This window comes from Bacteroides sp. AM54-2NS, assembly GCF_003602935.1.
Classification (GTDB): domain Bacteria; phylum Bacteroidota; class Bacteroidia; order Bacteroidales; family Bacteroidaceae; genus Bacteroides; species Bacteroides xylanisolvens.
The window spans coordinates 1-12,338 of sequence record NZ_QTMZ01000081.1; the positions used below are offsets into that span (position 1 = coordinate 1).

The window sequence follows — 12,338 nt, forward strand, 5'->3', positions numbered from 1 at the left end:
TAGCTTACATCATATAAGATAAGAACTTAAACAATTAATTAATAGATGGTTATGTCCTATTTTTGATAGAAATCTGGTATCATATAAGATAAGAACTTAAACAATTAATTAATAGATGGTTATGTCCTATTTTTGATAGAAATCTGGTATCATAAATAAGTAAATTAACATGTTTGGTAGGTGCTTAATATATTGATAATCTGCATAATAACTACAACAAAAGATTTATTCCCGAAGGAAAGCAAACATCATATATATATTGTTAGTAATCAATATATTATAGTTGTATTTAGTTCTGCAAAGACTTTGCAGATTTCGTATATCGGAATGCAAACACAAGAAGTGGCTATTAAACCAAATTTGAGAGTTGTATTAAAGGCTGACGCCCAAAAGCTAGACGAAGTAGTAGTTACCGCTATGGGTATTTCACGCGAAAAGAAAGCATTGGGATATGCCGTACAAGATGTCAAATCGGATGCGTTGACACGTGCTGCTAATACAGATTTAGCGGGAGCCTTACAAGGAAAAGTATCAGGTATTGACATCACCCCATCATCAGGTATGCCGGGTGCTTCTTCAAAGATTACGATTCGCGGTTCTCGTTCTTTCACTGGAGACAATACTCCGTTGTATGTAATTGATGGCATGCCTATCGCTTCTACCGCAGATGTGAGCACTTCTCTTACCGATGGAGCGTATGGAACGGACTATGCTAACCGTGCTGTCGACATTGACCCTAATGATATAGAAAGTATCAATATATTAAAGGGACAAGCCGCTTCTGCTTTGTATGGTATGAGAGCTTCCAATGGTGTTATCGTTATCACTACCAAAAGTGGTAAAGGAGCAGATAAAGGGAAACCTACTATAACTTTCAGTACCAACCTTTCCTTTGATAAGATTTCAACTCTTCCGGAATTGCAACAAGAATATGCACAAGGTTCAGGCGGTACTTTCGATCCGTCATCTCCTTTCGCATGGGGTCCTAAGATTTCCGAATTAGCTAACGACCCTACCTACGGAGGAAATACAGACAACAGTTACACCAGCCAATATGGTAAACAGTCCGGAAAATACTATGTTCCTCAGCTTGCAGCTGCCGGCATGAATCCGTGGCTACTCCACAAGCATATAACAACATGAAGGACTTTTTTGAAACAGGTGTATCTTGGAGCAATAACGTCAATGTAGCCCAGAGATTCGACAAAGGTAACTACTCCTTTTCTTTGGGTAACACCACCAGTAATGGTATCGTTCCATCAACCGGTATGGATAGATATAACGTGAAAATGTCTGCCGAAGCACAACTCCATCCTAACTGGACTACCGGATTTAATGGAAACTTTGTGACTTCAAAAATCTCCAAACAGTCTACAGCCAACACCAGTGTGGTTGCTACGATCTATAATGCACCCGTCAGCTATAATATGGCCGGTATTCCTTCTCACATAGAAGGCGACCCTTACACACAAAATACATATCGCGACAGCTGGATCGACGATGCATATTGGGCAGTTGACAATAACCAGTTCTCCGAACGTTCACAACGTTTCTTCGGAAATGCTTTCGTGAAATACACCACTAAATTTGGAACAGACAACCACAAACTGGATATTAAATACCAGATCGGTGATGACGCTTACACTACCAATTATTCAGAAATCTACGGATATGGAAGTACTTGGGCACCTACAGGTGAAGATTCAGAGTACCATTACACTGTTAATGAATTAAACTCACTGTTAACTGCCGCTTACACATGGAATATCAACGAAGAATGGACCTTGGATGCATTGATTGGTAATGAGTTTGTGGATAAAAAGACAAAATATGAATACGCATATAGCATGAATTTCAATTTCCCCGGATGGAATCATCTGAATAATGCTTCTGTATTCTCCAACGAAAGCCAATACAACAAGAAACGAACGGTAGGTAATTTCGCCAACTTGTCAGTAGCATGGAAAAACATGCTCTATCTAAGTGGAAGTATACGTAACGATATTGTTTCAAGCATGCCACGTGACAACCGTTCTTTCACTTATCCTTCAGTGTCATTAGGATTCATCTTCACCGAACTGGCTCCCCTGAAGAATAACATATTGACTTTCGGTAAGATACGTGCTTCTTATGCAGAAGTTGGTATGGCCGGTGATTATACTCAAAGTTATTATTATACTCCGTCTTATGGTGGCGGCTTCTATATGGGAAATCCTATTGTTTATCCAATTAATGGAGCAATGGCTTACATTCCATATTATAAGGTATATGACCCTAACTTAAAACCACAAAATACAAAATCATACGAACTGGGAGCAGATCTTACTTTCTTAAACGGACTGGTAACCTTGAATTATACCTATTCACGTCAGAATGTGAAAGATCAGATATTCGAAGTTCCTTTGGCAGGTTCAACCGGAGCCTCAAGTATGATAATGAATGGAGGTAAAATCCACACAAATACCCACGAGTTGACATTGGGCGTATCTCCGGTAGATACCAAAAACTTCAAACTCGACTTCGCTTTCAACTTCTCCAAAATCGACAATTACGTAGACGAATTGGCTCCAGGAGTAGAAAGTATTATGTTAGGAGGATTTGTAACTCCGCAGGTACGTGCCGGAATTGGTGACAAGTTCCCTGTGATCTATGGAAAAAGCTATATGCGTAATGACGAAGGCAAGATTGTAGTAGACAAAAACGGACTTCCCATGCAGGGAGAAGATGCGGTTATCGGAACTGTATCTCCTGACTTCCGTTTAGGTTTCAATACAAATATCGAATTGTACAAGTTCCGTATTTCTGCAGTATTCGACTGGAAACAAGGAGGGCAGATGTATAGTGGTACCGCAGGTGAAATGAACTATTACGGTGTGAGCAAATTATCTGGTGATATGCGTAATACCGAATTCATTGTGGAAAACTCCGTTAAAGAAACAGGAAAAGATGCGGATGGTAATTCAATCTATGCCCCCAATGATATAAAAGTAACAGATGCTCAAGCATATTTCACCAGAAGAAGATCAATTGACGAATCTTACATTTATGATAATTCTTATATCAAATTGCGTGAATTATCTGTAAGTTATCCGGTTTTCTCAAAGAAATGGCTGAATGTGAACGTTAATGTTTTTGCCCGCAACATTTTGGTTTGGTCTGAAATGAAAGGCTTCGATCCGGAAGCTTCACAGGGTAATGACAATATGGGAGGTGCATTCGAGCGTTTCTCTCTTCCGGGAACAGCCAGCTATGGTTTTGGATTTAATGTAAAATTCTAATTAGCTAAAAAGAAAGATGAAAACATATAATATAATCAAAGGCATTTTTGCCGCTACTGTTTTATCAGTTGTCTTTTCCGGATGTTCGGAAGATGCAATGGATAGAATCAATAAGGATCACGGACATACGCAAAGCGTGGCCGGAAGATTCATTCTGACGGATGTAATAACCTCTACCGCATTCTCTAACGCAGGAGGTGATTTCAATACTTATCTATCTGCTTACATTGAATATGAAGTAGGTGTTGACAACCAATTGTATTACGCAGAAACCAGAGAAAGCGAACCGACCTCATCCTCCACTTTCAATAATACATGGAATGGTCTGTATTCCACATTGAAATCCGCCCGTATCATCATCAATCAATGCAGTGAGGGAGGAATAGATTATGGAAATTTTGCAACCAAAGGTATGGCAGAGGTGTTGGCTGCTTATAATTGTGCATTGATAGCCGATATGTTCGGAGATGCTCCATGCAGCCAGGCAGCCTTAGTTGACGAAAATGGTTCTCCTGTTTACCTGACTCCTAAAATGGATAAACAAGAAGAGATCTATACACAAGCAATGCAATACCTAGACGATGCTATTGCAGACTTGCAGAAAGAAGATCTGATAGACCCGGGAGCTCAAGATTTGTTATATCAGGGCGATGCTGAAAAATGGCTAAAGTTGGCGTATGGTCTGAAAGCGCGTTACACAATGCACCTTCTTAAAAGATCTGCCAACAAAGACGCTGACATGGAGAAGGTTTTGGAATATGTGGATAACTCTTTCGAAAGTGCAGAAGAGCAAGCAGCATTCGACGTATATGATGCCAACAATATAAATCCGCTTTACGGTTTCTTTGTGGCACGTGCCGGATTAGGTGCGAGCGAAAGCATGAGAAGCAAACTGGCAGAATACAACGACCCACGCCTGTCCAGAGCTTTCATCACTAAACAAGGTGCATCTGGAAAAGAACAAGCCCCGGGAACTGCTGACAATGCCGTATATGCGCCTAACGGTTCTCCGGAACAAGGCACTTCCAAGTATGGGACTTCTTTATTTATGTATTCTATATCAGCACCCACACTGTTATTGAGCTATCATGAATTAAAGTTCCTGGAAGCAGAAGCTCTATGCAGATTGGGACGTGATGCAAAAAGTGCATTAAAAGATGCTGTAGTAGCCGGATTGTTAAATGCAGAAAGTAGCTTTAGCGTTTCAAGAAAGGAATTGGGCAAAACGCTCATCAACCCGGCAAGTAGTATTACAGATACTGAAGCCGAAAGCTATTTTGATAATACGGTAGAAGCCAAATATACAGCCGAACCGCTGAAAACAACAATGACTCAAAAATACTTCGCATTATGGGGAGCTTCAGGAGAAGCGACAGAATCTTACAATGATGTTCGCAGAATGAAAGGACTAGGCGAAAACTTTATTGAGCTAAAAAATCCGAACTCCTTCCCATTACGTTGTCCTTATGGCAATAGCGACACAACAACGAATGCCGAAGTGAAAGCAGCATACGGAAACGGACAATATGTGTATAGTGAAAATGTTTGGTGGGCAGGCGGAAGCAGATAATCCATTGACTTGAATCATATAAATGAGACTGAATTCTCCAAGGGAAAGGTGGGAATTCAGTCTCATTTCCTTATATTATAATAATAAAAGCCTTTATTATTTATACAAAAATCCCGCTCTCCCCCTTTCTTATTTCATGTAATTTCATAGAACATACTCTTTTCATTCATCCTGCCGACCAACACATTTTCTCTATAAAAGTAATTCAAAATAAAAAAATGTTCCTTATATTTGCCAATGGTTTACGGGTTTATTTACATATACTTTTTTTATATAAAAGAGTATTTATTTCCGTCTATAAACAGAGCAGCTTTTGAATGATAACTCTTTAAACTTCCTCTGAAAAGGATTGAAGACACTGAATATATGGATCATTTTTTAGAGAAAATAGACACACACACTTTATCACTCTTACAGCAAGGTGACGAAAAGGCTTTCGACACTATTTTCTGGAAATATAATCCCCGTGTATTTCATTTTATTCATTCCCTTCTATATGATAAAATATTAGCAGAGGACCTCACTCAAAATGTATTTCTGAAGATTTGGGAAAGACATCAGGATATCAAACCGGAAGAAGGTTTTGAAGCCTATCTTTTTACGATAGCACGCAACATGGTATATAAAGAAACAGAGAAACGGCTGCTCTCGGAACGTTTTCTGGATTCAATCAAACAAACTGATGCCGACAAGCACTTTGAAATAGATGTTGACACCGACTCCCTACAAGAATATATAGACGAGCTGGTAGAACAGCTACCCTCTTCACGGAAGAAAATCTACCTCATGAGCAGGAAACAACATCTGACAAATAAAGAAATAGCCGCCCAACTATCTTTGTCAGAAAAAACAGTTGAAACGCAATTATATCGTGCCCTTCATTTCTTACGTTCTAAATTAGCCAATGAAATTGTAGCTTTGGCTCTATTTTTTCTTTCTTCTAATTTTAAATAGTGTTAAATACAGAGTAAAATCTTTGCACCCTGTAAGGGTTCTTGGCTCCATGGAGATATACATAATAAAAGCCCATGGAGAAGAATACGAATATATTATTATTAGAATGTTTTATGCGGGGAGAAACCTCTCCGGATGAAGAACAAATACTATCTGACTGGCTCCACAGTCAGGAAGCAAAAGAGCAGTTATCCAACTATTATCAGGAAACCTGGAAAGGCTCTAATAACAAGCTCATTGCCGAAGTACAAGGACGTATGTTTGAACGGGTCAAAAGTCAAATGCATAATGCTGTACAAGAGTTGAATAGACGAAAGCAGAAACGGACAATGCGAATCAGGCGTTTATTTCAGTATGCAGCAGTCATTCTTTTAATCATAATAGCAGGAATAGGAGGTCATTTATATACAGTTTCTCAAACAGAACCCACAGCAACGGATAAGAGCTATCTTGTCCAAACAGGAAAAGGACAACGGGCAAATATTACCTTACCGGACGGTACAGTCGTTTGGCTAAATTCATATACCCAACTGCATTACAATGCGAATTATGGAGCCACTCAACGAGTGGTGTCATTGACAGGCGAAGCATATTTCGAAGTAGCTAAGGATAAGGAGAAACCATTTATTGTAGAAACGGCAGGAATGAATGTAGAAGCTTTGGGAACTACTTTTAATGTAAAAGCCTACCGGGAAGACTCTCAAATCATCGCAACACTTTTTTCCGGTTCGGTCCGTGTTTCTTCCGATAGAGATAACGTTATTCTTTCTCCTGACGAAAATGCCACATTCGAACGAAGATCAGGCAAGCTGGCAATACATAAACTAGACAATTCATCGTATGCCAAAATGTGGCGAAATAACGATCTTGTATTTAATGGAGAAACACTGGAAGAAATTGCCGTACTGCTTAACAGGATGTATAATGTGCAAATAGCATTTAAATCCGAACGTATCAAGCAATATCGCTTCTCGGGAGTGATCTGCAACAATAGCCTGGATAATGTAATCGAACTGATTAGCCTAACCTCTCCCATCACTTATGAAACTCGTGGAGATACCATAATACTAGGCAATAGGTAACCCAATATATTCCCAATTATTAACCTTTAAAATTCAATGCGTATGAAATAGCTCCGGTAGAACATAAAAAAAGATAGCCTGACAAGGTCAGGACTATCTCCTTTAAGCTTAAATCGGACCTTGGAAACTCACTCTGATACTGACAACTGGCGGAAGGCAGTGTCAGAGGGTATATACACCCGATTTTCAGCTTGTAAAGTTACATCTTTTTTATTGTTTAATGATTAATTTCCTATAAAATGAGTAACATCAAGCATCTCTTTTCTCGAATATTATATATTATTATATTTTTATCAAGTAGTCTAAGTGTCATGGGGCAGATCACTCTCACCATGAAAGACAAACCTCTGAAGAAGGTGATAAAACAGATAGAAAAAGTAAGTGAATATCGTTTCTTCTATAATGAAGAGTTGGCTAATCTCAATAAGCCAGTCTCTCTCGAAGCACAGAATAGCAGTATAGAAAAGGTTTTAAAGGACCTTTCTTCGCAGGCTCCATTCAGTTATCTGATTAAGCCTAATTTCCAGATTGTATTATCTGACGACCTGCCTTCACAACAGACAAAATTACAGAGCATAACAGGACGTGTAGTAGACACTGCGGACAATCCTATAATTGGTGCAAACGTGTTAGTGAAAGGAACTACCAATGGGGTCATCACTGATATTGACGGTAACTTCTCCTTAGAAAAAGTTCCGGTACAATCACAACTGCAAGTATCTTATATCGGATATGAGACTAAGGAACTGGCCGTAGTTTCCGGAAAGACAAATGTCAAAATCATAATGGCAGAAAACACTAAATTATTAAATGAAGTCGTAGTGACTGGCTTTGGCCTTGCTCAAAAGAAGGCTACCCTGACAGGAGCTATTACCTCCGTAGGAGCTGATGATATAAGCAGATCTTCAGCGGTAAACACTTCCGGAGCACTGGTCGGAAAGGTAGCCGGATTGAACTACAGATCTGCAGACAGTCGCCCGGGAAATGCCACTACCCTGCAAATCCGTAATATGGGAACACCTTTATTTGTGATTGACGGCGTGCAGTCCGATGAAGGTCAGTTCAACAACATTGATTTTAATGACATCGAATCCATTTCTATTTTGAAAGATGCCTCTGCTTCCATTTATGGTGTACGGGCTGCAAACGGGGTCATTGTTGTAACAACCAAGAAAGGAAAGAAAAACACCAAGAGCACTGTGACGTTAAATACTTATTATGGCTGGCAACATGTATCACGCTTACCGGAACCGGCAGACGCCGTAACGTATGTAGAGAATTACATACAGTCTGAAACAATTCAGGGAAAAACGTCCCGTTTATATAGTAAAGAAGATCTGGAGAAATGGCGTCAAGGTACAGAAAAAGGCTATGTGCCATTTAACTGGTATGATTACATCTGGGTGACTTCTCCGCAATATTATGTCAATGCCAATGTTTCCGGAGGTTCGGACAAGATCAATTATTATTTCAGTGTCGGACACATGAATCAGGAATCTGCCATTCGCAATTATGGCGGTATGAAACGATACAACGTACAAATGAATGTCGAAGCACAGGTCACTGATAAATTCAAAATCGGCATGAACATGAACGGACGTATCAAACAGCTGAAAAATCCGGGTGTACCGGGAACTGACGACTATTCAAACCCGACAGCAGCTACCTACCGCAATCTACCGACTGTCCGTCCGTTTGCCAATGACAATCCTAACTATCCGGCATCAGTAGGCTCTGACAATGGCTTAAACTTCGGATTATTGAATTTTGAGAAAAGCGGAACCTTTGAAGACACTTGGCGAATGGCCCAATTAAACCTGAACGCAGAGTATGAAATTATCAAAGGACTTAAAGCCAAAGCTTTGTCCGGATATTATTTTGCAAGCGAATTACTTAACAATCAAGAATATACCTATCGTGTCTATAGATATGACGAAGCAACGGACGAATATGTAGATGTAGGTGGGCGTGCCAGTGCCTGGAGGGAAAGGACGAATGCTTATGTGGAAGAGTTGACTTCAAACATTCAACTGGCTTATGAAAAAGCATTCGGAGCACATTCCATCAATGCGGTAATTGGTTTCGAAGCAATAAAAAGAGACACTCCAAAGTCTTGGCTCCATGCCATCCCGGCTTCCAACTCATTGCATCTGATCTATTATGATACGATTGACAAATACGAAGATACTGGCAACAATACGGAAGCACGTTTAGGCTGGCTGGGACGTTTCAACTACAACTACGCCAACAAATATCTGATAGACTTCTCTGCACGCTATGACGGTTCATGGAAATTCCCGCCCAATCATCGCTGGGGGTTCTTCCCTTCCGCCTCATTAGGCTGGAGAATATCAGAAGAAAACTTCTGGAAGGAATCAAAAATAGCTTCTATTTTCAGCGATTTAAAGATACGGGGATCTTATGGATTGGTAGGAGATGACAACGTTGACGGCTACAGTGCTTTCGACTACATGACAGGTTACGATTACAAACAGGGAGGAGGAGTAATCGACGGTTCCTATATCATTGGTACTACCCCGCGAAACCTGCCTGTTACCACGCTCTCATGGGCAAAGGCTAAAATTCTGGACATTGGTCTCGACGTTGCTTTCCTGAATAACCGTTTATCAGGAAGCGTAGATTTCTTCAGACGTATCAAAACCGGTATTCCGGCTTCCCGTGACGACGTATTACTTCCGGAAGAAGTGGGCTTTGAGCGTCCCAAGGAAAATCTCAATTCCAATGTTCATACCGGATATGATTTGCTTGCACGTTGGAGTGATAAGGTCAATGACTTTCACTATTCTATCAGTGCCAATTTCACCTATTCCCGTTTCTACAACTGGGAGCAGTATAATCCTAAGTTCAGTAATTCATGGGATGAATATCGTAATTCTACATGGCACCGTTTCGGGAATGTCAACTGGGCATACGAGGCAGATGGCCAGTTCCAAAGTTGGGAAGAGATTGCGTCGTGGCCGATTGACAATGACCAGAAAGGAAATACGACATTACGCCCGGGTGATATCAAGTACGTCGACCAAAATGGGGATGGCATAATCAACGATATGGACAAACGCCCCATCGGATACAAAGAAGACTCCACACCCGTTCTGAACTTCGGTTTTAACCTTGCATTCGCATGGAAAGGCTTCGATTTAGCATTGGATTTCTCCGGTGCGGGAATGTCTACCTGGAATCCGTCATTAATCCAAAAGATTCCATTTAACAATAATGGAAACAACCCGGCTTACTACATGGAAGATACATGGAGACTATCTGATATCTTTGATGCAAACAGTGAAATGATTCCTGGCAAATACCCGACATTATTAATCGGAAACAATGCCAATAACCATAGTAATTATTGGGATAGCTCTTTCTGGAAGTACAATGTCCGTTATTTAAAACTGCGTAATCTGGAATTTGGTTACACCTTCCCCAAAGAGTGGCTGCAAAAATGCAGAATTAACAGTCTAAGGTTATATCTTGCCGGACAGAACCTGTTTACACTCACCAATGTACCTATCGATCCGGAAGTTTCAGCCGGTAACGGAACAGCTTACCCGAGTATGCGAATTATCAATCTGGGTTTAACACTTAAATTCTAAAAGCAATGAAATATATAAAAGGATACCTGTTATTGGGTTTAACTTTGATATTAGGATCTTGTTCTGATTTTTTAGATCGTGATCCCGATCAGATATTGACAAATGACCAGATCTTCAGCGATGCTAAAATGATAAACTCCGTATTGGCCGGTTTTTATGGAGATACAGAGAATTGGGGACAAAGTTTTGCCACTCCCGCCAGCTTTACTAAAGTGGACGACGGTTGCGTGACTGATGGTGGCCGTGATAACATGCAGGAATACAGTGACAATCAATGGCGAGTTTATCCATATAAATATATTCGTAATTTAAATCAGTTCCTGGCGGGATTAAGAGCTACAACCGTACTTGAATCTACAGAGAAATTGCGATATGAAGGCGAAATTCGCTTCTTACGCGCCTGGGCATATTTTAGTATGTGCAGAGGTTTAGGCGGTGTACCTATTGTGAATGATAACGTATACGAATATGAGGCAGGGATGGATGTTTCAGGTTTGGCTGTTCCCCGTTCCAAAGAATCAGAAGTCTACGATTATATCATCAATGAATGTGCCACTATCGCAGATTACCTGCCTACAAAGCCCACCACCAATGCCGCCCGTGCCACACGTTGGGCTGCCCTGATGTTAAAGGCACGTGCTGCCGTTTATGCAGGATCATTGGCCAACTACAATAATAAGATGGTTGCTCCTATACGCACAGAAGGAAATGAAGTCGGTATTCCGGCGGAAATGGCTACCCCATATTACGAAACAGCATTGGAAGCAGCCAAAGAAGTGATAACTCAAGCTTCTGCCTATTATAACCTGGACATAACGATTCGTAATGATCTGGGACAGAATTTTTATAATGCAGTCTGTGTCAAAGAGAATAATCATGAAGTGATCTGGGCCAAAGATTATGCATATCCAGGAGCCACCCATGGATTCACACAAAAGAATATTCCCGCTTCTCTAGCAGAAGATCAGGAACGTTGTTATTCCGGCGCAGTATTAAATCTGGTAGAAGCATTTGAATACAAGGACAACCGCGACGGCACAATCAAAGTTAAGGATGAATCCGGAAATTACATCATGTACAGTCGGCCGGAAGATGCCTTTGCCAATAAAGATGCCCGGTTGTGGGGAACCGTACTTTATCCGGGAGCCAAATTCAGAGGAAGTGAAATAAGCACATAGAGAAATAAGAATACAATATCAAATGGAAAGCGTGTAGCTCAATGAGTTACACGCTTTTCTTGTTTTTGGCCGTACACAATAATATTGCTATCTTTGCGTTATTATTATAAACATCTGTACCTTATTTGTACCTGTAAGAAAAAGTAGATATGATGAGAAGAATAGATATTAAGAACTACAAAATGAATGAATTATGGCAGTAGCAAAGTATAAGATAGTACGGAAATGTCCTGTGTGCGGAGAAGAGTTCTTCGCAAGGACTTTGGAGTCCTGGTATTGTTCACCCAAATGCTCCAAAGTGGCGTGGAAGCGTAAGCATGATGAAGAAAAACGCCAACTTGAACTGGACAAGATTGTAAGCAATATGCCCAAGTCTAAAGAGTATATCAGCATAACGGAAGCGTATGCTATGTTTGGTGCAAGCCGCTCAACCATTTATAGGCTCATCTACATGAAAAAGATTTCCTTCATTGAGCCAGAGAAAGGAATACGACTTGTATGCAAAGGAGAACTAATGAATCTGTTTCCGTTAAGACAGTCTCCGCTTGACACCAAGCCAAGGAAACCAGTTACCATGTACCGCATGGAACCAGAGGATTGCTATACAATAGGTGAGATTTCCAAGAAATTTCATCTGGATGACAGCACCGTGTATGCTCATATAC

Annotated in this window: 6 protein-coding genes and 1 pseudogene; all 7 read left to right on the top strand. The window is 40.5% G+C overall.

Annotated features, from left to right (window positions below; genetic code table 11):
- Window positions 1–327 precede the first annotated feature (327 nt).
- Window positions 328–3,278 (top strand): annotated as a pseudogene (locus tag DXA05_RS24940) (SusC/RagA family TonB-linked outer membrane protein).
- Between the two features lie 16 nt (window positions 3,279–3,294).
- Entirely contained in the window at window positions 3,295–4,848 is a 1,554-nt protein-coding gene (locus DXA05_RS24945; RefSeq protein ID WP_128859746.1) for a SusD/RagB family nutrient-binding outer membrane lipoprotein, read from the top strand.
- 366 nt (window positions 4,849–5,214) lie between these two features.
- Window positions 5,215–5,802 carry an RNA polymerase sigma-70 factor gene (locus DXA05_RS24950; protein WP_128859747.1) on the top strand — a complete coding sequence of 196 codons (588 nt, stop codon included), beginning with the start codon at window positions 5,215–5,217 and terminating at the stop codon, window positions 5,800–5,802.
- Window positions 5,803–5,876: 74 nt separating this feature from the next.
- Complete coding sequence (locus tag DXA05_RS24955; RefSeq protein ID WP_128859748.1) at window positions 5,877–6,884, top strand: FecR domain-containing protein; 1,008 nt, start codon at window positions 5,877–5,879, stop codon at window positions 6,882–6,884.
- Between the two features lie 239 nt (window positions 6,885–7,123).
- A complete protein-coding gene (locus DXA05_RS24960) occupies window positions 7,124–10,495 on the top strand; it encodes a TonB-dependent receptor (protein WP_128859749.1) in 3,372 nt (1,123 codons plus the stop codon).
- 5 nt (window positions 10,496–10,500) lie between these two features.
- Window positions 10,501–11,673 (top strand): RagB/SusD family nutrient uptake outer membrane protein, encoded by a 1,173-nt coding sequence (locus DXA05_RS24965; protein ID WP_284515704.1) that lies wholly within the window; start codon window positions 10,501–10,503, stop codon window positions 11,671–11,673.
- Window positions 11,674–11,866: 193 nt separating this feature from the next.
- Window positions 11,867–12,338 (top strand): DNA-binding protein (locus DXA05_RS24970; protein ID WP_128859750.1); only part of this gene is annotated, 472 nt, incomplete at its 3' end.